This is a genomic window from Rhodococcus sp. 14-2470-1b, from assembly GCF_002259415.1.
Lineage (GTDB): Bacteria > Actinomycetota > Actinomycetes > Mycobacteriales > Mycobacteriaceae > Rhodococcoides.
On sequence record NZ_NPFY01000006.1, the window covers coordinates 105,017 to 129,210 of the forward strand.

The 24,194-nt window shown below is 65.0% G+C and carries 23 protein-coding genes and 1 tRNA gene; 15 read left to right on the forward strand and 9 right to left on the reverse strand.

Annotated features, from left to right (window positions below; genetic code table 11):
• The first annotated feature begins 32 nt into the window (after nt 1-32).
• From pgi to CH293_RS03745, 3 genes are all read left to right on the forward strand, one after another.
• Nucleotides 33-1,682: a glucose-6-phosphate isomerase gene (pgi, locus tag CH293_RS03735; RefSeq protein WP_094719412.1), complete on the forward strand. Its 1,650-nt coding sequence runs from the start codon at nt 33-35 to the stop codon at nt 1,680-1,682.
• Nucleotides 1,683-1,799: 117 nt separating this feature from the next.
• Nucleotides 1,800-2,756: a hypothetical protein gene (locus CH293_RS03740; RefSeq protein ID WP_094719413.1), complete on the forward strand. Its 957-nt coding sequence runs from the start codon at nt 1,800-1,802 to the stop codon at nt 2,754-2,756.
• A gap of 103 nt (nt 2,757-2,859) precedes the next feature.
• Nucleotides 2,860-3,807: a type IV toxin-antitoxin system AbiEi family antitoxin domain-containing protein gene (locus CH293_RS03745; RefSeq protein WP_094719414.1), complete on the forward strand. Its 948-nt coding sequence runs from the start codon at nt 2,860-2,862 to the stop codon at nt 3,805-3,807.
• Nucleotides 3,808-3,810: 3 nt separating this feature from the next.
• Here CH293_RS03745 and CH293_RS03750 read toward each other — a convergent pair whose 3' ends face one another.
• Both CH293_RS03750 and CH293_RS03755 read right to left on the reverse strand, forming a co-directional pair.
• A complete protein-coding gene (locus CH293_RS03750; RefSeq protein WP_094719415.1) occupies nt 3,811-5,436 on the reverse strand; it encodes an acyl-CoA dehydrogenase family protein in 1,626 nt (541 codons plus the stop codon).
• Entirely contained in the window at nt 5,433-6,062 is a 630-nt protein-coding gene (locus CH293_RS03755) for a TetR/AcrR family transcriptional regulator (RefSeq protein ID WP_094719416.1), read from the reverse strand. The genes CH293_RS03750 and CH293_RS03755 overlap by 4 nt, the downstream gene beginning before the upstream one ends.
• Before the next feature lie 60 nt (nt 6,063-6,122).
• Here CH293_RS03755 and CH293_RS03760 point away from each other — a divergent pair, with 60 nt between their 5' ends.
• The 3 genes from CH293_RS03760 (at nt 6,123) to CH293_RS03770 (ending at nt 8,392) form a co-directional block, all read left to right on the forward strand.
• Nucleotides 6,123-6,878: a crotonase/enoyl-CoA hydratase family protein gene (locus CH293_RS03760; protein WP_176459901.1), complete on the forward strand. Its 756-nt coding sequence runs from the start codon at nt 6,123-6,125 to the stop codon at nt 6,876-6,878.
• Entirely contained in the window at nt 6,875-8,083 is a 1,209-nt protein-coding gene (locus tag CH293_RS03765; protein ID WP_094719418.1) for a hypothetical protein, read from the forward strand. Before CH293_RS03760 ends, CH293_RS03765 begins: the two co-directional genes overlap by 4 nt.
• 63 nt (nt 8,084-8,146) lie before the next feature.
• Complete coding sequence (locus CH293_RS03770) at nt 8,147-8,392, forward strand: DUF2630 family protein (protein ID WP_037103837.1); 246 nt, start codon at nt 8,147-8,149, stop codon at nt 8,390-8,392.
• Between the two features lie 6 nt (nt 8,393-8,398).
• On the opposite strand, the gene CH293_RS03775 is transcribed toward CH293_RS03770, so the two are convergent.
• Complete coding sequence (locus CH293_RS03775) at nt 8,399-9,157, reverse strand: SDR family oxidoreductase (RefSeq protein ID WP_094719419.1); 759 nt, start codon at nt 9,155-9,157, stop codon at nt 8,399-8,401.
• A gap of 29 nt (nt 9,158-9,186) precedes the next feature.
• Here CH293_RS03775 and CH293_RS03780 point away from each other — a divergent pair, with 29 nt between their 5' ends.
• The gene (locus CH293_RS03780) at nt 9,187-10,623 is read left to right on the forward strand and encodes an NAD(P)/FAD-dependent oxidoreductase (RefSeq protein ID WP_094719420.1); all 1,437 of its coding nucleotides are present in this window, start codon (nt 9,187-9,189) and stop codon (nt 10,621-10,623) included.
• Between the two features lie 3 nt (nt 10,624-10,626).
• Here the strand turns inward: CH293_RS03780 and CH293_RS03785 are convergent, their stop codons facing one another.
• Nucleotides 10,627-11,202 carry a molybdenum cofactor biosysynthesis protein gene (locus CH293_RS03785; protein WP_094719421.1) on the reverse strand — a complete coding sequence of 192 codons (576 nt, stop codon included), beginning with the start codon at nt 11,200-11,202 and terminating at the stop codon, nt 10,627-10,629.
• 64 nt (nt 11,203-11,266) lie between these two features.
• Here CH293_RS03785 and CH293_RS03790 point away from each other — a divergent pair, with 64 nt between their 5' ends.
• Nucleotides 11,267-12,811 (forward strand): carboxylesterase/lipase family protein, encoded by a 1,545-nt coding sequence (locus CH293_RS03790; RefSeq protein ID WP_094719422.1) that lies wholly within the window; start codon nt 11,267-11,269, stop codon nt 12,809-12,811.
• Here the strand turns inward: CH293_RS03790 and CH293_RS03795 are convergent.
• Nucleotides 12,804-13,670 (reverse strand): Fpg/Nei family DNA glycosylase, encoded by an 867-nt coding sequence (locus tag CH293_RS03795; RefSeq protein ID WP_094719423.1) that lies wholly within the window; start codon nt 13,668-13,670, stop codon nt 12,804-12,806. The two genes, CH293_RS03790 and CH293_RS03795, sit on opposite strands and share 8 nt — an antisense overlap.
• 91 nt (nt 13,671-13,761) lie before the next feature.
• Between CH293_RS03795 and CH293_RS03800 the strand changes: the two genes are divergently transcribed.
• From CH293_RS03800 to CH293_RS03810, 3 genes are all read left to right on the forward strand, one after another.
• A complete protein-coding gene (locus CH293_RS03800; RefSeq protein WP_094719424.1) occupies nt 13,762-14,568 on the forward strand; it encodes a thymidylate synthase in 807 nt (268 codons plus the stop codon).
• Entirely contained in the window at nt 14,565-15,068 is a 504-nt protein-coding gene (locus tag CH293_RS03805) for a dihydrofolate reductase (RefSeq protein WP_094719425.1), read from the forward strand. Before CH293_RS03800 ends, CH293_RS03805 begins: the two co-directional genes overlap by 4 nt.
• 62 nt (nt 15,069-15,130) lie before the next feature.
• Nucleotides 15,131-15,457, forward strand: coding sequence for a cupin domain-containing protein (locus tag CH293_RS03810; RefSeq protein ID WP_037103826.1), 327 nt, complete (start codon nt 15,131-15,133; stop codon nt 15,455-15,457).
• A gap of 21 nt (nt 15,458-15,478) precedes the next feature.
• On the opposite strand, the gene CH293_RS03815 is transcribed toward CH293_RS03810, so the two are convergent.
• On the reverse strand, nt 15,479-16,336 hold the full coding sequence (locus CH293_RS03815) for a universal stress protein (protein WP_094719522.1): 858 nt from the start codon (nt 16,334-16,336) through the stop codon (nt 15,479-15,481).
• Nucleotides 16,337-16,504: 168 nt separating this feature from the next.
• Nucleotides 16,505-17,416 carry an acyl-ACP desaturase gene (locus tag CH293_RS03820; protein WP_094719523.1) on the reverse strand — a complete coding sequence of 304 codons (912 nt, stop codon included), beginning with the start codon at nt 17,414-17,416 and terminating at the stop codon, nt 16,505-16,507.
• Between the two features lie 360 nt (nt 17,417-17,776).
• On the opposite strand from CH293_RS03820, the gene CH293_RS03825 reads away from it, so the two are divergent.
• Nucleotides 17,777-19,009 (forward strand): CdaR family transcriptional regulator, encoded by a 1,233-nt coding sequence (locus CH293_RS03825; RefSeq protein WP_019664443.1) that lies wholly within the window; start codon nt 17,777-17,779, stop codon nt 19,007-19,009.
• Between the two features lie 280 nt (nt 19,010-19,289).
• Nucleotides 19,290-19,362, forward strand: a tRNA-Arg gene (locus CH293_RS03830).
• Between the two features lie 6 nt (nt 19,363-19,368).
• Here CH293_RS03830 and CH293_RS03835 read toward each other — a convergent pair.
• Nucleotides 19,369-19,974: a pentapeptide repeat-containing protein gene (locus CH293_RS03835; RefSeq protein WP_094719426.1), complete on the reverse strand. Its 606-nt coding sequence runs from the start codon at nt 19,972-19,974 to the stop codon at nt 19,369-19,371.
• 516 nt (nt 19,975-20,490) lie between these two features.
• On the opposite strand from CH293_RS03835, the gene CH293_RS03840 reads away from it, so the two are divergent.
• Both CH293_RS03840 and CH293_RS03845 read left to right on the forward strand, forming a co-directional pair.
• On the forward strand, nt 20,491-21,828 hold the full coding sequence (locus tag CH293_RS03840; RefSeq protein ID WP_094719427.1) for an HNH endonuclease signature motif containing protein: 1,338 nt from the start codon (nt 20,491-20,493) through the stop codon (nt 21,826-21,828).
• 252 nt (nt 21,829-22,080) lie between these two features.
• Complete coding sequence (locus CH293_RS03845) at nt 22,081-23,586, forward strand: DEAD/DEAH box helicase (RefSeq protein ID WP_094719428.1); 1,506 nt, start codon at nt 22,081-22,083, stop codon at nt 23,584-23,586.
• Between the two features lie 92 nt (nt 23,587-23,678).
• Here CH293_RS03845 and CH293_RS03850 read toward each other — a convergent pair whose 3' ends face one another.
• Nucleotides 23,679-24,131: a GNAT family N-acetyltransferase gene (locus CH293_RS03850; protein WP_037103817.1), complete on the reverse strand. Its 453-nt coding sequence runs from the start codon at nt 24,129-24,131 to the stop codon at nt 23,679-23,681.
• Nucleotides 24,132-24,194 lie beyond the last annotated feature (63 nt).

Consider the following 24,194-nt stretch of genomic DNA (forward strand, 5'->3'; position numbering starts at 1 on the left):
CAGCGAGGCGCCCGGCACTATTGTTGGACGATATGAGCGTCGACATCACGGGCACGGAAGCCTGGAAGAACCTGAAGGCACACCACGACGCACTCGGAGCCACGACGCTCCGCGAGCTGTTCGCCGCTGACGACGATCGTGGACGCGCGTTCACTCTCGCCGCGGGTGATCTTCACATCGACTACAGCAAGCACATCGTCGATTCCGAGACCGTCTCGCTTCTGGTCGAGCTCGCCCGGGCCGCCGACGTGGAAGGCCGTCGCGACGCGATGTTCTCGGGCACCCACATCAACACCTCCGAGGACCGCGCGGTCCTGCACACCGCCCTTCGCCTACCCGCCGACGCGACTCTCAAGGTCGACGGCCAGAACGTCGTCGCCGATGTGCACGAAGTCCTCACTCGCATGGGTGATTTCACCGACCGCGTCCGGTCGGGTGAGTGGGTCGGCGCCACCGGCTCGAAGATCTCCACCGTCGTCAACATCGGCATCGGTGGCAGCGATCTCGGCCCCGTCATGGTGTACGACGCTCTGCGCCACTACGCCGATGCCGGCATCTCGGCGAAGTTCGTCTCCAACGTCGACCCCGCCGATCTGGTTGCCGCTCTCGATGGGCTGGATCCGGCAACGACACTGTTCATCGTGGCGTCGAAGACGTTCTCCACTCTGGAGACGCTGACCAATGCCACCGCCGCAAGGCGCTGGCTCGTCGACGCACTGGGCGACGACGCCGTGTCCAAACACTTCGTCGCGGTCTCGACCAACGCAGAGCGAGTGTCCGAGTTCGGCATCGACACGGCCAACATGTTCGGTTTCTGGGACTGGGTCGGCGGCCGTTACTCGGTGGACTCCGCGATCGGCCTGTCGGTCATGGCTGTCATCGGCAAGGAAGCGTTCGGTGAATTCCTCGACGGCTTCCACCAGATCGACGAGCACTTCCGCACGACGCCGCTCGAGAGCAACGCGCCTGCGCTGCTCGGCCTGATCGGACTCTGGTACAGCAACTTCTTCGGCGCGGAGACCCGTGCGGTGTTGCCGTACTCCAACGACCTGTCTCGTTTCCCGGCCTACTTGCAGCAGTTGACGATGGAATCCAACGGCAAGTCCGTCAAGGCCGACGGCACCCCCGTCACCACGTCGACCGGCGAGATCTTCTGGGGTGAGCCGGGCACCAACGGACAGCACGCGTTCTACCAGCTGCTACACCAGGGCACCCGGTTGATTCCGGCCGACTTCATCGGATTCGCCGAGCCCACCGACGACCTCCCCACGCGCGACGGCACCGGGTCCATGCACGACCTGCTGATGAGCAACTTCTTCGCGCAGACCAAGGTGCTGGCATTCGGCAAGACCGCCGAGGAGATCGCCGCCGAAGGTACCGCCGCCGACGTCGTTCCGCACAAGGTCATGCCCGGCAACCGTCCGTCCACCTCGATCCTCGCCCCGAAGCTGACGCCGTCGGTGGTCGGCCAGCTGATCGCGTTGTACGAGCACCAGGTGTTCGTCGAGGGTGTCGTGTGGGGTGTCGACTCGTTCGATCAGTGGGGTGTCGAACTCGGCAAGACCCAGGCGCTGGAACTGACGCCTGTCCTGACCGACGCCGAAGCTCCTGCACCGCAGAGCGATTCGTCGACCGACGCTCTCGTGCGCTGGTACCGCGATCAGCGGGGTCGCTCCAAGTAGCACTTCCCTCGAATTCACCCACCTGTTGTGCGTTGCGAGGGTCCGATAACTCACAACAGGTGGGTGGATTTGCCGACCTGACTGAACCGAGCCTGCCTCCGTCGCGTCCAAGTAGGTATGGACTTCGAGGGCCTGCTCTTTCGCTCCGACGCTCTGGCATCGGGCGTCACCGACGGTCAACTGCGGCACGCGCGATTGCGCGGTGAACTGATCGCGGTCCGGCCAGGCGCGTTCGTGTCGGCAGCGTTCTTCGCCACCTTGAATTCCGAGCAGCAGCATCTGCTGCTCGCGCGCGCGATTGCTCACGAAGCCCCGGTGGTGCTGAGCCACCAGTCGGCGGCAATCGCGTGGGGAATGGATGTCTGGGCGCTGCCCCTCGCGCACGTCCACTCGACGACCGGACGCACCATCACTGCACGGAAGGGCCGGCGCCGAATTGTGCACGGTTCGACGCTGTCGGAATCGGAAAGCACAGTCTTTCACGGACTTTCGCTCACTACCCCAACCCGGACGGTGGTGGACATCGCGCGATCCACGACGTTCGAACGAGCAGTGTGCGTGGGCGACTCGGCGTTGCGTCGAGGCCTCGTCACCAGGACCGAACTGGACGAGGCTCTCTGCAGCGCACGGCACCGCACCGGTATCCAGAACGCCGTCCGGGCCGTAGCCGCGATGACCGATCGCAGCGACAGCGTCGGGGAGTCCCGCACCCGATTGATTCTCGTCGACGCCGGGTTTGCTCCCCTTCTCAATCAGTCGGTGTACGACGCCGGCGGCACGTTCCTGGGCCGAACGGATTTCTTGTTCACCGGGCCGTGGGGATGCTTCGAGTTCGACGGGGCCGACAAGTACGGAGTGAACGCGGCCGACACGCGGGCAAGCGTGCTCGCCGAGAAGGACCGTGAGAACCGCATCCGCGACGCTGGATGGCCGTTCGCGCGCGCGAGCTGGCGTGATCTTGCGCAACCGAACGCTCTGACCGAACGGGTCCGACGGATGCTTGCTCGTGGAGCACGAATGCCGGAACCTGAGGGGACATTTCGAGCCGAACCGCTTCCCCCGTACCGACCCTGAAATCCACCCACCTGTTGTGCGTTGAGAGGGTCCGATAACTCACAACGGGTGGGTGGATTTGCCCGGAGTGAACCGAACGGCCCTCCGGTGCGTCCAATTCAGTATGGACTTCGATCAGCAGGGGATGTTCTCGCGCACCGAGGCGCTTGCACGGGGATACACCGACGACGATCTGCGACGCGGCCGTGCAAGCGGGGAGATCGTCACCATCCGCCGCGGTTATTTCGTGCGCGCGGACGTCTACCGACGGCTCGACGCGCATCGACGGCATGCTGTGCTCGCCGAGGCGATCTATGCGGAGTCGAGCACCGATGCGGTGTTCAGTCATGTGTCGGCGGCGGTTCTACATCGGATGGAGACGTGGGACATTCCGCTGGACAAAGTCACGTTCACCGTTGCGCGGTCGTATGCGGGCAAGAAGGGGCGCCAGCGAGTGCTGCACGGGTCACCACTTCCGGCTGCGGATCTGACCGAGCGGGAAGGGTTTCCGGTCACCGCGCCGACTCGGACGATCGTGGACCTGGCTCGGTCGCTTCCACTGCACCCGGCTGTGTGTATCGGCGACTACGCCATGCGCGCCGGGCTCACCACGCACCGGGAACTTCAGGATGCGCTCACCGACGCCCGGAACCGAACCGGCATCGCCAAGGCACGCCAGGCCGTGCAGTCGATGTCGAGCCGCAGCCAGAGCACCGGTGAAACGCGCAGCAGGATGTTGTTGGACACGCTGCCGCTGCCACCTCCGTTGCTGGGGCAGTCTCTGTTCGACGAGGTGGGCGGGTACGTCGGACGCTCGCCGTTCCTCTACCCGGATCATGGAGTCGTCGGACGGTACGAGGGCGAAGGGGTATACGGCGCAGATCCGGTGCTGACGGACATCGATGGTCGACGCGAGCGACATCGAATGGAGCAGCTCGGGTGGACGGTGGTGCGGTGGGACTGGGAGGACCTGTCCACACCGCGAGAATTCACCGACAGAATCGCCCGAGCGTTCGTACAGGCCGCATCCAACCGAAAACCGTTGGGCCACTACAGCTCCACTTCCAAGTAACTCTCAGATTCGGGCCACTATCGCGGCGGTGTCCAATCCCGTAGGCAGGGTTCCGAAAGCTCCTCCCCAGTCTTCTCCCAGGCGGCTCGCGCAGAATGCGTCGGCCACCGCGGGATCACCGTGCCGCACCAGCAGCGAACCCTGGAACACCAGTGCCATCAGTTCGACCACCCTGCGGGCGCGGTACTCCATGTCACTGGTGTCGGAGAGCTCCTTACCCACGCGCGCAATGGCGTCGTCCAGACGTGAATCCGCCCCTGTCGCCGACGTGACCTCGGCGAAGTACGCCTCCACCACGTCGGGTTGCTTGGCCAGTGCGCGAAGCGAATCCAGCGCGGCGACGTTGCCCGACCCTTCCCAAATCGACATCAGCGGGGATTCCCGGAACAGTCTCGGCATACCGGATTCCTCGACGTACCCGTTACCGCCGAGACATTCCAGCGCTTCGGCGGCGTGAGACGGCGCTCGCTTGCAGACCCAGTACTTGGTGATCGCCAACGTTATTCGGCGCAGTTCGGTCTCCTGCGCATCTCCACGTGCGGACCGGTCGGTCGCTCCGGCCAGACGGATCATGGCCGCTGTGGCGGCTTCCGATTCGACGATCAAGTCCGACAAAACATTTCGCATCAACGGCTGCTCGATCAACGCGGCACCGAACGCGGAACGGTGGCGAGCGTGATGCACCGCTCGAACGGTGGCATTGCGCATTCCTGCCGCGGAACCGATGACGCAGTCGAGTCGGGTCATGTTGACCATCTCGATGATCGTCTTCACGCCCCGGCCTTCGTCGCCGACGAGCCATCCTGTGGCACCGAGGTATTCGAGCTCGCCGGACGCATTGGACTTGTTGCCCAGCTTGTCCTTGAGCCGTTGCACCTGGATGCGGTTGAGGGAGCCGTCGGGCAGCACGCGCGGCAGCAGGAAGCAGGACAGCCCGCCGGGTGCCTGCGCCAAGGTCAGGAACATGTCCGACGTCGGCGCGGACGTGAACCATTTGTGTCCGACGATCGTGTACGTGCCGTCCGTGGACGGTGTCGCGATGGTCGTGCCCGACCGAACGTCCGAGCCGCCTTGTTTCTCGGTCATCGACATCCCCGCGGTCAGACCGCGCTTCTCGGTGGGGACGCGGAGACCGAAATCGTAGTCGGTCGAGGCCAACAGCGGCTCGTACGTCTCGGCCAGATCCGGGTTGTGTCGCAATGCGGGTACGGCCGCGTAGGTCATCGAGATCGGGCACATGTGGCCGGCGTCGGCCTGGCCCCACGCGTAGAACTTGGCCGCCCGGGCGACGTGTGCACCGGGCCTGGTGTCCTGCCACGGCGTCGCGTGCAGTCCGTTCTCGATCGCGACGTTCATCAGGTCGTGCCAGTGCGGATGGAACTCGACCTCGTCGACTCGATTGCCGTACCTGTCGTGCGTGCGCAGTGCGGGCGGGTTCTCGTTCGCGAGGCGTCCCCACTCCTGGGCCTCCACGCTTCCCGCGCGAGCCCCGAGCTGCCGAACCTCGTCCTCGGACCACCCGCCCCCTTCGCGGCGGAGGCCCTCGAGCAGCGACGCGTCGTCGGACGTGTCGTATGGAAGCAGATCGGGGACCTGGTTGAAGACGGTATGGGTGGCTGGGAAGGTCATGACACTCCTAACGATCGCAGGGCGAATGCAACGAGATCCGGAATCACGTCGGCGGTGTCGGTGCGGTCCGGACTCAGCGGGCCGACGAGCACTTCCCCCACCGCTCCGACGAGGGCCGCGGCAGCGATCTCGACGTTCTGCTCGGGGATGTCGCCCGCCGCGATGCCGTCGGCGACAGCATCACCGATCGCCGCGGCGAAGCTGCGGCGGAACACCAGACGCTCGGCGTCGACGGCTGGATCGACGGGCTCGGCCAACAGCGCGTAGGCCATGGTGCGGTTCTTCATCGCGCGCCCGGCGAAGGTCTCGACGATCGCCGTGACCCGTTCCACGACGCTGCCCGACCCCGTCCGGCTCATTCCGCGGGCTCCACTCGCGCCTGACGCGTCGACGACAGCCTGCACTTCCCGTCCACAGACGGTGCGGAAGATCGCGACGACGAGGTCGGACTTGCTGTCGAAGTGCGTGTAGACGCTACCCGCCGACACTCCCGCAGCTGCGGCCACGGACGCGATGGACAGTCCTCGGTAACCCTGTGAAGACAGCACCTCGACGGCGGCGTCGAACAGTTTCTCTCGTCCGGCGTCGATTCGTGCTTGTACGGCGGTGGTCCGTCGGTAAGGCATGCCAAGAAGTGAAGCACTGATTCATTGCTTCAGGCAAGCCCTCTCGAGTACGGTCGAGTCATGCCAGTGAGGATCGAACGCTCGGGGCCCGTCACCACCGTCGTCCTGTCGAGGCCCGAGGCGAGAAACGCCGTCGACGGTCCCACAGCGGAGCAGTTGGTCAGCGCATTCGAGGAGTTCGACGCCGACGACTCGGCCGCCGTTGCGGTGCTGTGGGGCGAAGGCGGGACATTCTGCTCCGGTGCAGACCTCAAAGCGCTCGGCACCGAACGCTCCAATCACGCCACCGAACACGGCGACGGACCGATGGGCCCGACGCGTATGCGCCTGTCCAAGCCCGTCATCGCCGCTGTCTCCGGGTACGCGGTTGCCGGCGGTCTCGAACTCGCTCTGTGGTGCGACCTCCGAATCGTCGAGGACGACAGCACTTTCGGAGTCTTCTGCCGGAGGTGGGGTGTTCCGCTGATCGACGGCGGTACCGTGCGTCTTCCGCGGTTGATCGGGACGTCGCGCGCCATGGATCTGATCCTCACCGGTCGCGCCGTCGACGCCGAGGAAGCCCTTGCGATCGGTCTCGCCAACCGTGTCGTGCCCGTCGGTCGCGCACGCTCCGAGGCCGAAGCACTCGCAGCCGAACTGGCCTTGCTCCCGCAGACATGCATGCGGGAGGATCGGTTGTCCTTGCTCGAGCAGGACGGACTCGACGAGGAAGCGGCCATCGTGAACGAATTCCGGCACGGCGCCATCTCGATGGCTGCGGATGCACTCAGCGGTGCACAGCAGTTCGCGTCGGGTGCGGGAAGACACGGGCGTTGACTCCGGGCCGACTGTCCGTCGTCGACGAGATCTTCCTCAGAACACACAGGGGCTACGGTTTACCCATTGCACTGCAGGGCATTTGGCGTAGCGACGACGCGGTCGACCGAGCCGATTTCGCAGCAGTCCACGCCAACCTGAGTCTCGGACGACTAGGCCGACGGATAATCAGCCCGAAGGTTCCCGGCGCTCGTCGGCGCTGGGTCGACGCGGCGCAGTCTTATGCGCTGGCCGTCGAACCCTCGCCGGTCAAGACCTCCGAGATCCTCGACTGGGCCGATCGGCAGGCCGACGTGGACCTCGACCCGGAGTTCGGACCCGGCTGGCGGATGGCGGTGGCGACCACGGACGCCGGCGGCACCGTCATGTCGTTGGCGTGTTCACACACCCTGGCCGACGCTGCCGGACTGGTGGCAGCAGCCGGAGTGGCATTCGAAGGCTCTGCGCCCGAGCCTCCTCCGCGCTCGACATCGGACGTGATGGATGCGGTGTCTCTGGTGAGACGGGTGGCGCCGGCATCCGTGCGTGCCGCGGCACGATTGGCGTTCGAGAAGGCGTCCCGACGCGAGCTGACCCGCTACCGTCACGCGTCGCGAGCCGTGACGACGCACGAGATCGTCTGCAGCAGCGCGACCTTCGACATCGACGCGGTCCTGACCAACTCGGAGTTCATCTCCGTCGTCACGGAGATCGCCGCCGAACTGGGTGAGCCGCAACCGATTCGCATCAACGTTCCGTTCCGGACCACCGGAGGCGGTACGAACCGCATCGGAATGGCAACACTGAACCTCGCGGTGACCGATACCGTCGACGAGATCAAGCAGGCGACCAAGAGCGCGTTCGCCCGTCCCGCCGGTGCGCCCGGTGGGTTTCCGGCCGAGGTGGTGCAACTGCTGTCCGATCGCCGCGCAGCTGCGCTGACGGCGGCGCCGGGAACTGCTCGGGTACTGTGCTCCAACATCGGCGACATTCCGCCTGCGGTGGCGTCGATCGGCAGGCACCGGGCATCGAGCGTCGCAACGCGCGCTCTTCACCCGCGGGCCGGCCGTGCACGCACCACGACTGCACTCTCTGCCTACGTATCCTTCCTCGATTCACGGTCGACGCTGTCACTCGTCGGTACCGAGCCTCGATACGCGACCGTTCTCGGTGAGGTCGCCGCGCACGTGTTGGCCCGGCGAGGCCTCAGCGCCTCACCCTGGTGAACTATCGAGAATTTGGTGGTAGCAGGGGGTCGTCACGCCTCGTACAGGTCTACCGTGGTCGCTATGAGCGAGCACGACATCTACACGACGATCCAGCAGCTGGTGGCCACCGAACACAAACTTCGGTCGGACAGCCAGGCAGGCGACATCGATCCAGCGGAAGAAAAAGCCGAACTGACGAAGATCGAGCACGCACTCGACCAGTGCTGGGATCTGCTTCGGCAGCGCCGAGCGCGTCTGGACGCGGGGCTGAACCCGGACGACGCACAGGCAGGGAGCGTCGAGCAGGTGGAGCACTACCTGCAATAGAACGAATCAGACGAGCCTGTCGGTGATCTGATTCGGTAGAAAACGCAGCGCTGCATCGATACCCCGCCACTTCAGGCCGGGCAGAGCCGCGCGCCGCGGTTCCTTCTCGATTGCGCTGATCATCGCCGTCACGCCTTGGTCGAGGCTTGCCGTCAGCACGCTCTTGTCCCCAGCTTTGGCGGACATGTCCGTCGCGATGAAACCCGGCAACAGCGTCGTGACGACGATGTCGGTGCGGGAAAGTTCGGTGGCCAGGGCGTCACCGAGAGCCGCGACGCCCGCCTTGCTCGCAGAATAGACGGCCTTGGGGCCGGGAAGTCCGCGGTCGGCACTGATCGAGGACACAAGGACCAGGTGCCCGAACTTCTGCTTGCGGAAGATCTCCAGCGCCGCCTCGATCTGCGACAGTGCGCCCACGAAATTGGTTCGCGCGGTGGCGAGATTGGCGTCGGCGCGTCCGGTACCGATCTTCGCTCCCTTGCCGAGTCCCGCGTTGACGATCACCCGGTCCAGGCCGCCCAGCTCGTCGTGCAACTCGCCGAAGACACGGCCCACGGCGTCGTGGTCGGTCACGTCCAGCGCTCGGATGGCGACGGCGACGCCGGGATTGGCCACGATCAGCTCGTCGCGAAGCGCCTCCAGCCGGTCCAGGCGTCGGGCACACAGGGCCAGATCCTTACCCTGCGCGGCGAATCGCTTGGCCATCTCTTCACCGAGCCCCGAACTCGCACCGGTGATCAGAATCTTGTTGCGCATCGTCCCCATGCCCGAAGACCCTATGCCACTCTTGAAAGATGACCGTGAACACTACTGACGAATTCGACGTGATCGTCATCGGCGGGGGCCCCGTCGGCGAGAACGCCGCGAGCTACGCCATCGCAGGCAGCGACCGCACAGCGGTGATCGTCGAGCACGAACTCGTCGGCGGCGAATGTTCCTACTGGGCGTGCATGCCCAGCAAGGCGTTGCTGCGGCCCAGCGAAGTGCTCACCACAGCGCGCAACATGCCGGGGGTGAAGGAACTCGTCGGCGACCGCGGCCTCGATGCCGACGCCGTGCTGGCGCGTCGGGAATCCTTCACACATTCCCTCGACGATTCCTCGCAGGTGTCGTGGGCCGAGTCCGCCGGGATCTCCGTGGTCCGCGGCCACGGCCGCATCACCGGCGACCGAACGGTCGACGTCGGCGGTCGCACCTTGACGGCCCGGCACGCCGTCGTCCTCGCGACCGGGACCACCGCGTCGGTTCCGGGCACCCCTGGCCTGCGTGACTCCCTCCCCTGGACTTCCCGCGACGCCACCAACATTCACGAGATCCCCCGCCGAGTCGCCGTCATCGGAGGCGGTGTCGTGGCGTCGGAAGCGGCGACGTGGCTGTTGTCGTTCGGCGCCGAGGTGACGATGATCGTGCGCGGCTCGGCCCTGCTGGCGAGCGCCGAACCCTTCGCGAGCGAACTCGTCGCCGACGCGCTTCGATCCCGAGGCGCGACGATACTGTTCGACGCCGACCTCACGGCCGTGTCGCGGCCGGACGCGTCGGACACGGGAATCGGCAGAATCCACGGTGGCGCAGCAGAATTGACGGTGAACGGCGAGACGATCGTCGTCGACGAAGTCCTGGTCGCCGCAGGCCGCACGCCGGCGAGCGCCGACCTCGGTCTGTCGTCCATCGGGGTCGACGATCGAGGTTACGTCGAAACCGACGACCACCTCCAGGTACCCGGTGCGCCCTGGCTCTATGCGGCAGGCGACATCAACGGTCGCGCGCCGCTGACCCACATGGGCAAGTACCAAGCGCGCGTGGTCGGCGACGTCATCGCCGCCCGCGCCGACGGAAAGCCGTTGGACGGCAAGCGCTTCACCGCCTCGGCCGATCACGGACAGGTGCCGCAGGTGGTGTTCACCCCGCTGCAGGTCGCGTCCGTCGGTCTTACCGAGAAGCAAGCGCGTTCGGCGGACATCGACGTCGAGATCCTCGGGGTCGACATCGAGGTCGCGGGATCGTCGCTTCAGCAGGACGACTACTCCGGGCACGCACAGTTGGTCGTCGACAAAACGAAGGACATCGTGGTCGGCGCCACCTTCGTCGGCCCCGGCGTCGACGAACTGGTCCACGCCGCCACCATCGCCGTCGTCGGCAAGGTGACGCTCGACGACCTGTGGCACGCCGTACCGTCGTACCCCACGGTCAGCGAAGTCTGGCTGCGCCTCCTCGAGTCACGGCGCGCGTAGGGTTCATCGCCCGTCGCGGAGTGGCTGAGCCCGTTTGACCTGCCGCGCCGCGTCGACGGCACGCAGTTCGACGGGCGATCGGACGACGACGGTTCCCACGCGGAGAATCCCGTCGGTGAGCGGCTCGGCGCGCAGGCCCCCACGGCCGATCAGGGCCTTGCGCGCACCCTCGGCCGCCATCGTGTCCATCCACACGCAGGGATGCGCGGGCCTGCCGCCACGGAATCTCACCGGACCGTCACCGGAGTCGAGCTCGAATTCCTCTCCGCGCAACGGATCGAGCTCCAGACCGCGTACGACGATGTTTCGCCTGGCCACCGCGGTGTCGGGCATCGAGATTCCGAGTACGTCGCCGACGGCGTCCCACGCCTCGGCGGCCAGGAACGTCACCGCGGCTTCGGTGTGCGCTTTGACGCCGAAGAAGCGGTCACCGCGAATTCCCTTGTGCGCAACGATGTCCACCTGTTCGGGGAACTGCGTCGGCACCTCCTGCGCCGGTCCGTCCTTGGCGCGGCCGAAGTACGCGTGGGCGGGTGAGACGAGCAGTTGCACCACGTCGGCGTGGTACTGGAAGTTCATGGGAACGATTGTCCATCCTCCCGATCCTTACCCGCCGGTAAGATCTCCGCGTAGACTCCTGGCCATGCTCGAGAACACCAGAGTCACCACCACGGACGGCACCCTGGAGGGAAAGAAGGTAGGCAACCTCGTCACATGGCGAGGGATTCCGTACGCAGCGCCCCCGGTGGGCCCGCTACGCCTGCGCGCACCTCAGCCGGTGGAGCCGTGGACCGGAGTGCGTGACGCAACGGAGTGGGGCAACGCGTCGGTCCAGCACAAACGCGGCACCATGCTGTCGGTGAACAAGTACCAACCGTCGAGCGAGGACTGCCTCACACTCAACGTTCTGGCTCCCGGGCGCCGAAGTGCAGGGCGTCTGCCGGTCATGGTGTTCATCCACGGCGGCGCATACACACTGGGAACGTCGGCCACCCCGCTGTACGGCGGTGGATCTCTGGTGCGCCGGGCGTTGAAGGACGGGGACGGAATCGTCTACGTGTCCATCAACTACCGCCTCGGTACACTCGGCTACCTGGATTTCTCCCAGTTCTCCACGTCCACCCGACAGTTCGACTCCAATCTGGGCCTACGAGATCAGGTTGCGGCTCTCGAATGGGTGCAGGCGAACATCGGCGAGTTCGGCGGAGATCCGGACAACGTCACCGTCTTCGGTGAATCCGCCGGAGGAAACGCGGTGACCACGCTGCTGGCGACTCCGGCGGCGAAGGGGTTGTTCAAGCAGGCCATCGCGGAAAGTTCGGCCCCCGGCCTCGTCGCCACGCAGGATCGTGCGACGGAGTGGGCGCGCCAGTTCGTCGAATTCCTCGGCGACGGAGGCAACGTAGCGAGCACCCTGGACACCGCCGACGTGAAGACTCTCGGCAGCACGGGCTCGAAGCTGGCTCTGTCGGTCGTGAAGAGCACTCCCGGTCTCCATCCGTTCGGCCCGGTCGTCGACGGCGATTTTCTGCCGAAGAACCCGCTCGACGCCTGCGCCGACGGCACTGCCCATGCGGTTCCGCTGATCATCGGCACCAACGGACGTGAGGGAACATTGTTCCCCAAGGTGCTCGACGCACTCCCGACCAATCCCTCACGCATCGACACACTTTTCGCGTTGACCGACCCGGCCGCGAAAGACGTTGTTCTCGAGGCGTACCCCGGGTACCCGAACGAGGCGGCAGCGATCGACGTCGGAGGCGACTTCACGTTCTGGAAGCCGTCGATCGAGGTTGCGGAAACGCACTCGCGCAGGGCGCCGACCTACAGCTATCGATTCGATTTCGCGCCGCGGGTGATGAAGTGGCTGGGACTCGACGCCACACACGGATTCGAACTGTTCGCAGTGTTCGGAATCAACGAGACCTCGTTCGGTAAGTTGATGACCGTTCCCGGTGGACGCCGCGCCTTTCACGAGGTCACGGAACACGTCCAGTCGCACTGGCTGGAGTTCGCGCGCACCGGCTCCCCGCTGCCCAGCTGGCCCAAGTACGACGAGAATGCGCGCGAGACACTCATTTTCGACACCCGGACCAGAGTCCAGCGGGACCCTCGCAGCGATCGCCGACGAGCCTGGGAAGGCTACCGCGGTTACGCGAGCCAGAAGACCGAAGCGTCCGCTACTTGAGCAGGCGGGACATCCGGCGGTCCGCCAGGACCTTGCCGGACGTCTGGCACGTCGCGCAGTACTGAAACGAGCGTTCGGCGTAGGAGACTTCGCGGACGGTATCCCCACAGACCGGGCACGGCAGACCTGCTCGGGCATGCACTCGCATTCCCGATCTCTTCTCGCCCTTCAACCGGGCCGCGTCCTGACCGGTCGACCTGTCGACGGCGTCCATCAGCACCTCGCGCATCGCGGCGTACAGCACTCCGACCGACTCGGGATCGAGCTTGCCCGACGATGCGAACGGTGAAAGCTTGGCCACGTGGAGGATCTCGTCGGAGTAGGCGTTGCCGATCCCGGCCAACATCGACTGGTCGACGAGAACCGTCTTCAGTCGAGCCGTCGTTCCCTTCATGATGTCGGCGAATTCCGTTTCCGTGACGGCCAAGGCGTCGGGACCGAGGCGAGCAATGCCCGGCACCTCCTGCGGATCACGCACCACCCAGACTGCCAACCGTTTTTTCGTGCCTGCTTCGGTGAGGTCGATGGCGGGTGTCAGCCCCTCCGGCGTGAAGAAGTGGACACGGAGCGCCAGCGGACCCTTCCCTGGTTTCGGCGGAGCCGCCGACGGATTGTCCGTCCACCGAAGCCATCCGCCCCGGGACAGATGCGTGATCAGCCAGAGATCCCCTGCCTGTACAGCCAGGTGCTTGCCGAACCGAGCCGCGTCGGTCACGTCTCTTCCCTGCAATTCCGTGATCGGCGGATCGAACGTCTTGAGCACGCTCAGTGCGGCGATGTCGACACGACCGATCACGGCGCCGACGGCATGCTCACGGAGAAAACCCGCGAGAGCTTCAACTTCGGGCAACTCGGGCATGGGGCAATTATGCGCTCGGCGTCGACACTCTCGCACTATCGACACAATGCTGGACGGGTGCTCGGCGTGGTCCGATGGAACGGGGCGCATAATGTTCCACATGGTTTCCACCCCGTACGAGGATCTGCTGCGGCACGTACTCGCGACCGGCACCGCCAAGTCCGACCGCACCGGGACGGGCACGACCAGTATCTTCGGCCACCAGATGCGGTTCGACCTCGCCGAGGGATTTCCGCTGATCACCACCAAACGGGTGCACCTGAAGTCGATCGTCTACGAGTTGCTGTGGTTCCTTCGCGGTGATTCCAACGTGTCGTGGCTGCAGGAGCACGGCGTCACAATCTGGGACGAATGGGCGGCGCCCGACGGTGAACTCGGTCCTGTCTACGGGGTCCAGTGGAGGTCGTGGCCGACACCGGCGGGCGAGCACATCGACCAGATCTCGGCTGCTCTGGACCTTCTGCGCTCGGATCCCGATTCGCGACGCAACATCGTCTCGTCGTGGAACGTCGGCGAGATTCCGCAGATGGCGCTGCCGCCCTGCCATGCCTTCTTCCAGTTCTACGTCGCCGACGGCAAACTGTCCTGCCAGCTTTATCAGCGCAGCGCCGATCTGTTCCTCGGAGTTCCGTTCAACATCGCCAGCTACGCACTGCTGACGCACATGGTCGCCGCGCAGGTTGGCCTCGAAGTCGGCGATTTCGTGTGGACAGGCGGCGACTGCCACATCTACGACAACCACCGTGAGCAAGTTGCGGAGCAGCTGAGCCGCGAACCTTTCCCCTACCCGAAACTGAATCTTGCGCAGCGGGATTCGATCTTCGACTACCAATTCGAGGACATCGAGGTCGTCGGGTACCAGCACCACCCGTCCATCAAGGCGCCGGTCGCTGTATGAGCCCGACGACGGTCGGCGCCATCTGGGCGCAGGCCCACGACGGAGTCATCGGCGACGGCACGACCATCCCGTGGCACATCCCCGAGGACATGGCTCACTTCCGCGAGATCACCCGCGGCCATCCCGTCGTCATGGGTCGTAGGACCTGGGATTCGCTACCGGAACGATTTCGGCCACTCCCCGGTCGGCGCAACATCGTCGTCACCCGGGACCGCACCTGGCGTGCCGACGGAGCGGACGCTGCACACAGTGTCGAAGACGCGCTCGCTCTCGTCGACGGTGAGGTCTGGATCATCGGCGGCGGCGAAATCTACCGCGCTGCACTGCCGTTCACGACACGGTTGGAAGTCACCGAGATCGACCTTTCGGTCGAGGGACAAACTCGTGCTCCGCGCATTCCCGACGGCTGGGCGACGACGCTCGGCGAGTGGCGCGTCAGCGAGAAGAACGGCCACCGCTTCCGCTGGAACCAGTACGGCAAGGCTTACCGAACTACCTGATTCACAGTGGATTTCGCACCGATGCCCCTCACTGCGGCTGCGGTTGGGCCATACTGGGGCGCATGGACAAGAAGTCACTCACCGCCCTTGCCCGCCAGCAATTGAAGCTCGCCGTGGGCACGTCGAGTGGCCGCAGTTCGCAGACCGTCTACGGCGGGCACCAGCGTCACCTGCGCCAGACGGTCGTCGCGTTGGCCGCCGGGAACAAACTGGCCGAGCACGACCTGTCCGGTGAGTCGACCGTCCTCGTCATCAGCGGTCAACTCAACTTGGTGAGCGGCGAGAAATCCTGGAAGGGCTCCGCGGGCGACCTCTTGGTGATACCGGACGCCCGCCACAGCGTCGAGGCCATCGAGGACGTCGCGTTCCTGCTGACGGTCGCCGTCTAGTTCGGCGGCCGATGCTCGTCGTCAGTAATCGCCTCGGGCGACGAGTACCGGGCAGTCCGCGGTGTGGATGAGGGCGTAACTGGTCGAGCCCAGCAACATTCCACGGAAACCACCGCGTCCGCGACTCCCGACGACGATCAACGACGCTTGCTCGGACAGCTGCGCGAGCACCCGCACCGGCCGATCCTGGGCGACGACCCGCCTCACCTCTACATCCGGGTACTTCTCCTGCCACCCGGCGAGACTCTCGGCGAGCAGCGCTTCCTCCGACGACGCGATGTCGTCCCACTGCCGCGGCACGGCCGACATCGGCGCAAGGGCAACGTCGGCCCATACATGGACGGCAACCAGGACCGCGCCGCGGTGCGACGCCTCGTCGAAGGCGGCCGCCACAGCGGCTTGGCCGACAGCCGACCCGTCGACTCCGACGACGACAGGTCCGAGTGTGGGCGGACGTCCGTCGATCCTGCGACCGCGAACTACGACGACCGGCGAGGACGCGTGGGCAGTGAGAGCCACAGCGGCCGATCCGAGCAGACCCGATTCCGACTCACCCAGCCCGCTCGCGCCCAGGGCGACGAGGGCGCAGTTCTCGGACTCCGACAGCAGGACGTCGACGACCGTTCCGTCACGTGCCTCGGTCACGATGGACAAGGCGGAGCCGTCGACGCTTTCACGCGCAAGGGTTTCCGCCGCGACGAGCCGCGAGCCGAACACGGCTCGAATGTCGTTGCCCTCGGGCAGATAGGAAGGAACGTCGATGGCGGCGACGATCCGCAGGGTGAAATCCCGGCTCGCCGCCGTCTGTGCGGCCCACACGACTGCCAGATCCGACGCCTCCGACCCGTCGATTCCGACGACGATGGTGCTGCTGCTCACGTGGCTGCCTCCGCTCGCTGTGCCGCCACACACCCTAGCCGACACCGCACGTACACGCGGGCTCTCGAACGGCAAGTGCCCTCTCTCCGATGCGCCGAGAGGAAACATCGACGAACCGGAGAGAGGGCGCCTTCCCACAGACCCCCCGGGGGTCTCGGTGCGAGCGTTCTAGGACGCGCGCAGTCTTGCTGCGTCCCGCGCACGAGCGCGAATCCGCAGTTGCTCGAAGGTGGTCGCTTGGACCTCTATGTCGTCGAGGAAGTCGGACAGGATCCGGCAATTGCGGTCCGAAGGATCCACGACCGACCGATCGAAGATGCGCCACATCCGCACAGCAGGAAGAAGTACATCGTCGAGATGCTGGCGAAGATCGTAGATTCCGTCGCGGGCGAGCAGCATCGCGCTGCGCTCGAATCCGACGAGCCCACTCCCGGGTAGCTGAAAATTCATCAGTACTTCGGTGATTGCCTTCAGCGTCTCCGCCGGCGCGAACTTCAAGGCCTCCTCGACGACGTCGGAGAAGAATGCCACGTGCCGCGCCTGATCGGCGACGATGCGTTCCAGCAAGTGCTCCGCCACCGGGTCCGCGCACTCGACTGCCGTGTTGCGGTGGCTCACCATCGTCGCCATGACATCGATCGTGGAGTGGACGATCGAGCGGAGGAAATTATCGCCTTCCATCGACGATTCGATCCCGATGGTCGTGCACTGCACCCTCGCTCGGTCCAACGCGACGGAGTCGACACTCCTGGTGTCGACGAGGTACCGCTGGATCGCATCCGCATGTGCACGCTTCTCATCGGACCAGACCGCGTTCCACTCGGCCCACGCAGGTGAACTCGTGGAGAGTTCTCTTGCCGGGTCGGCGAGCGCAGTGTTGTTGTGCGTCAGCAGCGTGGTGATGAGCGCGGCCTTGGCCGTCTCGGTCAGCGACGAGCGGCGCTGCCCCCAATACAGTTCCGGCCGAACGTATGCGCTCGGGTCCCACCTCTGCGCGGTACGTAGATGACGCTCGAGTCTCTGCTCGATCACTGGCTCGAGATCTCGAAGCAAGGTCGCTCGACCTGGTGCTCCGTTCACTGTCCCCACCCCCTCGTGATCGGATCCGATTGTCTGTGCCGACCACAGGCTCCGTTCGGCACACGACGACGCTAAGCCCACGATCAGCACTGTGCGTAGGTTCCTCGGATTGTTTAGGCAATGTCGCAACCCGAATCCGAGACAGGTTGAGAGCCTTCACAAATTTCTCCGCCGAAAGACTGGATAACGCGTTGATAACATCCTATGATCAAGTTTGTTAGACGCCTGAAAACAAACTTCGGGTTCAGAATCACCGGGGTTTCGGTCAAGTTTCCAACCATATTTGCGTGGATGCGCAACAATACGCATCAGTAACTTTTTTTCGGACAGAGCTGAAGTTCCTACACGAAAGGCTGATCTGTGACCGCTCACAACACGACAAGCCTCGGAATCATGGTTGCCGGCCAGCCGGCGTCGGCACCGCTCCGCGACTTCCGCGCTGTCGCGCGATTGCTGGTCGGCCACTTCGCGGCCAACACACCCTGCGGATCGTTGCCCGGCGAACAGCTGCACGGGGACGTCACCGAATTCACTGTCAAATGCATCAGCATCGCTGTTCAGATGCTCGACGAACGACGTCCGCCGAACGAGAGCGACCTGGCAGAACTCCGCGCCAAGGCCAGCCAGTGGGCACGCGAGGGAGTACCGCTCGAATCGGTACTGACCGTGTACCACGAAGGAATCCAGATCGGCTGGAATCTGGTGTCCAAGCGTGCAGGCGAAGGCGACACGAGCGATCTGATCGAAGCGGCACGGATGTTCGTCCTGCTGTCGGAGAAGGTCTCGATCGCCGCGTCGAAGAGCTACGTCGAAGAACTGCAGTCCGTCGCCAGCGAACACCACACTGCCGCGCACACCCTGGTCTCGTCGCTCCTCAGCGGACACAACGCAGTATCGATCGCTCGTCAGTCCGGCATCGAACTCGCGGACAGCTATCTCGTCCTCGCCCTGTCCGTGCCGCCGCACCCGGACGAGAACGATCCAGCGATACAACGCACCGTCGCCGCACGCCGCAAGCTCCGGCGGGTACAGGCTGAACTGGCCACCGTCTGCGGCCGCAGCCCTCTCTCGATGTTGAGCACCGAGGGCGGGACCGTCCTCATTCCAGGCGTGCAGGACGAGGAATGGGTGGAAGCACTCGTACACCGCCTCAGCACGGCTGCCGAGGTGCAGCTCACCGTCACCGCCGAACAAGCCGCTACCGCGGACATCCCGACGGCCGCGGACCAAGTCCACGAACTCCTTGCACTCGCACACCAACTCCACCGCCCGGCGGGTCTGTACCGGATGGACGATCTGGTTCTCGAGTACCAGCTGACGCGCCCAGGTCCGGGACGACGCCACCTCCGGCAGATCCTCGAACCGCTCGACGCATCACCGGAACTGTTGGAGACCCTCGAGATCCACATCTCGCACGACCTCAATCGTCAGCGGTCCGCGCGGCAACTCCACTTGCACACCAACACCGTCGATTACCGCCTGAAGAGGATCGCGCAGCTCACCGGGTTCGACCCGACCAGGCCGTCGGGCATCCGTCACCTGCAGGCAGCGCTCGTCGCCCGCAGGCTGGAAGCAGCCCAAGGCGCAGCATAAAGCTCCGTCGGCTCCGCTTCTGCTTCCAGGACGTGCCTGCGGGGAATCATTTTCCACCGGCATGAGTTGAACCGATCGACAGTGTTCGATCCATGCCCCGGGTACCAACACATTGCCGCTTCGAGCGGCCTCTTGCCGAGAGGCGCACTGGCGGACACTGTCAGCGGAGCCGCCCACATTCGTGTGGGCGGCTTCTCGCGTTCACCACCCCTCGATCTGGCGTAGCGGGCACGAATTCACCTCCCCCAAGGGAGCCGGTACACTCGCACGTGCACAACTCGCCTTCGTAGCTCAGGGGATAGAGCAACCCTCTCCTAAAGGGTAGGTCGCAGGTTCGAATCCTGCCGAGGGCACTTCGGTCACTTCGCGTTCCAGTGCCGTGGGCGGCCGATCTCGGCCGGTAGGCGTGTTCGTTCGTCACCCTGCGCGGAGTTCACCTGCGACTGGGTCAAAAACAGAGCACCCGAGAAATCTGCTCCCTCGACCCGTGCGTCACGCAGGTCTGCTCCGAGCAGGTCGACGCCCGTGAGATCGCAGTGTCGAAGGTCCGCCGCGATAAGGCACGCGCCACGAAGATCGGCTCCGCACAGGGGCAGTCCTCGCAGGTCGATTTCAGCCAGGTCCGCGCCCGGTGTCAGCCGTGCATCCTGGTGATCCCCTTCGGCGAAGTAGCGAGACCGAATTTCCTCGCTGAAATCCATCAGAAGCACCCTCACGGTGGAATGAAGGCTCTCGACATCGGCGGCGAGCACCTCCTCGGGACCTGATGCCGTCAGCGCGGTGATCATGTTAGTGAGGCTGCGTGCCTCGTCCACATGATTCGAGTCGTACGTGCGCTCCCCCACTTCGGCCAAGTACCAGAGCATTTCGTGCAGTAGCTTGACGGTCGTGAACGCCGCGAACATCGACTGACGCGTGTCCGGTCGATCACACCAGCCGACACCGCCGAAAAGACGTTGCGACACAGCCTGCCCTGCGCCGAAGCAGTCGAATACCGTGCACCCACGAAAACCGCGGCTGCGAAGACTGTCGTGAACAGTGCAGGAGTGATCCGACCCGAGGTGTCGACACGGTGCACCGACTGCCTTGTCCTCGGCGAAATCCGCCGATCGAGAGAATCCTAAAGCTGTGCAGCACAGGGCAAAACAGTTGCTGCAGTCTGCCCGCAGTTCAGCGCGGGAGCCGATGGCGGACGTGAAGGGAAGAGGTGTCGACGACATGGTGAAAGAACTCCGATGAATGGTGTTTCGGTACGGGACGGGAGCTGGGAACCCTCGATCGGGTTCCTCCCGTGGCGCACGGAATCACCACCGCGCGTGCGCGGCGTACACAGCCGTAGTGAGAGGCCTGGTTCACAGAGAATATGTGTCGATGCGCGAACGATATCAAGCCGTTCGCCGCTGAGGAAAGCACGTGGTTGCGGCGTGGGCCCGAGGCGGTTACTGTAGAACATACGTTCGAATGCATTCCTTGGGGGACTCGTGAACGCTTCAGAAGAACTCAATTTCGTGGCCCGTCTGCGCACCGGCGAGTTCGACGACGACGCAGCAGCCGGAATCGACCTCATCTCCGCGCTGGAGGACTTGAAGAATGCCGGCTCCGCGCACCAAGCCACCGTCACGGATGCCGTGGCGAACAGCATTGCCGCAGAACGTAGGGCGAAGGGTCGACCGAAGGCAGAGTGGCGCAAGGGAGTCGCGTCGCAGATCGGCCTCGCCCGTCGTGAATCACCGAACAGGGGAGGCCGGCTGTTGGGCCTCGCCCGGGCCCTCGTCCACGAAATGCCCCATACCCACGCACGCCTGCGTTCCGGTGAGCTGAACGAGTGGCGAGCAACTCTGATCGCCAGAGAAACTGCATGCTTGACCGCAGAGGACAGGCGGTTGATCGACGAGCAACTGTGCTCCGACTCGGCAACCTTGAAGAACCTGGGAGACAACGCGATCGAGCGTCGAGCCCGGGCACTTGCAGCTGAACTGGACCCCGCCTCCGTGGCAAGGAGGAAAGCAAGGGCGTTCGAACAACGCCGCGCGAGCACTCGGCCGCATCCCGACTTCATGTGCGAGTTCAAGGTGATGACATCGATGGACAGAGGTGTCTCGATGTGGGCAACTCTACGAAGAGACGCCGACTCCTTGGTCGGTGTGGGGGACGAACGTCGCACCCGCGATCAGATCATGGCCGACCTCGCGTTCGAGCGCATCACCGGTACAGCGCGCGCAGCCTCGGGGGCCGCGGTGTCGGTCAACCTCGTCATCTCCGACGAGACGCTGTTCGGACACGACTCGAAGCCGGCTCATCTGAGCGGCTACGGCGAGATCCCCGCGTCGATCGCACGCAAGCTCGTCGCCGACGCCGCCGCATCACCCGTGCGCACCGAGCTGCGCAAGCTGTACGCGGAACCACTCTCCGGCGCTCTGACCGCGATGGAATCCAAGGCGCGGAGCTTTCCCACAGCGTTGGCCACGCTGATCGACGTGCGTGACCGAACGTGCCGCACACCGTGGTGCGACGCCCCGATACGTCACCGCGACCACATTCGTTCGCACGCACACGGCGGTGCAACCAGTGCGCACAACGGAGCGGGATTGTGCGCCGCGTGCAACTACGCCAAAGAAGCCGACGGGTGGACGTCCACACCGAAGCGAGCGGAGCCGCGGGCGATCCATGTCTACGACTTCGAGACTCCAACCGGGCACAGGTACAGCTCTCAGGCGCCCCCGATGCCGGTCGCCCGACGGTATTGCTCGTTCGTCGAACACGAGTTCGCCGAGGAATACGCGGCAAAACTGCTGGCGACGATCCACAGAGCTGCCTGATACGTCACTCCGGGAAGGCGATGGAGGGTTCAGCGGTTACACTGGGCAACGGTGTGTGTAGCTGCACGCCAGACGTCGTGGAATGCTTCAACTTCCGCCCGGCTTCGGCCGTGTTGTCCATGTGCACCCTGCACAGGCTTTTCTTACGGCGATCGAAATTGCCCACCGGCAGTCTCGCCAACCTTGCACTCACAGGTCACAGCAGTGAACCTTGCGGTGCAGCACCATGCCCGAAAGGCGCAACCCATCACTATGACTACCTTTGCTTCACTCGGTGTGCCGAATGCACTCGCCGAGGCACTTGCAGCACAAGGCAAGACCGAGCCCTTCCCCATCCAGGCCGACACTCTTCCCGACACCCTCGCCGGACGCGACGTGCTCGGACGTGGAAAGACCGGAAGTGGCAAGACCCTCGCGTTCTCCATTCCCATGGTCGCTCGCCTCGCCGGCCAGCTCGCGGGAAACCGCAAGCCCGGTCGTCCGCGCGGACTGATCCTGGCCCCCACTCGTGAACTCGCGACCCAGATCGCCGTCGCCATCGAGCCGCTGGCGGCCGCCTACAAGCTGAAGGTCACCACGATCTTCGGCGGTGTGTCCCAGGGCCGCCAGGTATCCGCCTTGAACGCCGGAGTCGACATCGTCGTCGCCTGCCCGGGACGCCTCGAAGACCTGATGAAGCAGCGCCACGTCAGCCTCGACGGCGTGCAGATCACCGTCCTCGACGAGGCCGACCACATGGCCGATCTCGGCTTTCTTCCCGTCGTGACCCGGATCCTCGCTGCCACACCGCAGAAGGGACAGCGGTTGCTGTTCTCCGCGACGCTGGACAACGGAGTCGACAAGCTCGTCAAGCGATTCCTCACCGACCAGGTCACACACTCCGTCGACGAAGCAACGTCGCACGTCGAAGCCATGACCCACAGCGTGTTCGAGGTCGACGGCGTCGAGGCGAAGAAGAAGCTCGTGCAGCAGTTGGCGTCGGGCACCGGCCGCCGGATCCTGTTCATGCGCACCAAGCACCAGGCACGCAAGCTTGCCAAGCAGCTCACCGAGGCAGGTATCCCGTCGGTGGACCTCCACGGCAACCTGTCTCAGGCTGCCCGTGACCGTAACCTGCTCGCGTTCTCGTCGGGCACCGCTCGAGTTCTCGTCGCTACCGACGTCGCGGCTCGCGGAGTGCACGTCGACGACGTTCAGCTCGTCGTGCACGTCGACCCGCCTGCCGAGCACAAGGCCTACCTGCACCGCTCGGGCCGTACCGCCCGTGCCGGAAGCGCAGGCGACGTCGTCACCGTCGTCCTTCCCGAGCAGCGCAAGGACACTGCCGTGCTGCTTCGCAAGGCCGCGATCACGGTGACTCCCGTACGCGTCACGGCAGATTCACCGCAGGTTGCCGAACTCGTCGGTGAGCAGGCTCGCTACGTCGAGCCTGCACCGAAGGCAGCCCCGCAGCCGCAGCGTCAGGGAACCCCTCGGCCACGCAACGGCGCACCCCGCGGCGGCAGCGCTCGCGGTGGCAGCGCTCGCGGTGGCAGCGCTCGCGGTGGCAGCGCTCGCGGTGGCAGTGTTCGTGGCGCCGGTCAAGGTGACCGCACGCAGTCCGGGCAGCAGACCCGTTCAGGTCAGGCGCGTTCCGGACAGGGACAGCCGAGCCAGGGACGGTCCAGCCAGGGACAACCGGATCAGCGGCAGCACGCTGCAGGCGGTGGCCGTCGTCGCAGGCCCGCAGGCCCGGCCACGAGCCAACGAACCAGGTAGTCGGACTCAGACCGACCCGATGACATGAACAAGAGCACCCGACCTTCTCGGGTGCTCTTGTTGTGTATCGGGTGTTCTCGATCAGGTCTGGGCTACAGCGTGCGTTCGAAACAGATGGATGTCGGCGAGTCGATATAGGGCCCGAATCCGTCGATGCGGGAGTACCCCTCGCGCTCGTAGAAGCGAACGGCATCGGGTTGTCCGGATCCGGTCTCCAGTTTCAGGACACGGATCCCCATGTTTCGGGCACTGGTTTCCAACTGTCGCAGAATCGCCACCGATGCGCCGCGTCCGCGTTCGGGTGGGATGACGTACATCCGTTTGATTTCCGCTTCACCCTCGTCGAGCAGCCGCAGGGCTCCGCATCCGATTCCGACGCGGGTGTCGTCGCGTGCGACGACGAACACCGCGATGTCTTCGGAGGTCGGAGCGACGCCGGGTTCGTGACTGCTGTTGCCGTACCGCGCGTCCAGTTCGGCGCGTTGTGCTGCGCGCAATTGCGCGCCGACGGGGGTTTCCCAGTCCTCTTCGTCGACTGTAATCACGGTGCTGTGCCTCTTTCGTTCGCCGAGCGTGAAACGCCCATCTCGGTTGCTGGCACACTGGAC